The sequence below is a fragment of the Escherichia sp. KCJ4928 genome (genome assembly GCF_004352695.1).
In the GTDB taxonomy this organism is placed as follows: domain Bacteria; phylum Pseudomonadota; class Gammaproteobacteria; order Enterobacterales; family Enterobacteriaceae; genus ECMA0423.
Genome location: NZ_SJWV01000884.1, coordinates 1 through 238, shown reverse-complemented (window position 1 = coordinate 238; position 238 = coordinate 1). Strand labels below are relative to the sequence as shown.

Genomic DNA, 238 nt, shown 5'->3' with positions numbered 1-238 from the left:
ATGAACGGCAGTGCGGGTCTGGTGTATTCTCCGGTGTACCACATCGCCATTCAGAATGACGGCGCTAACGGGCAGATAGGGCCGGAAGCGGCGGGCACCCTTGTGCAACTGATTGACCAGCGGGTACAGGCGGTGATGTTATCCATGCGTCGTGACGGAGGAATGCTGAGTGGATGAGATTAAGACCCTTCACTGGTGTCCCCGGGAAGGGATGCAGGTGACGGAGAAACCGTCGGTG

At 58.4% G+C, this 238-nt stretch carries 1 pseudogene; it reads left to right on the top strand.

Going from position 1 to position 238, the window contains the following annotated elements:
- Positions 1–177: pseudogene (locus E0D98_RS27250) on the top strand (phage tail tape measure protein); the annotation flags it as partial.
- Between the last annotated feature and the right edge of the window lie 61 nt (positions 178–238).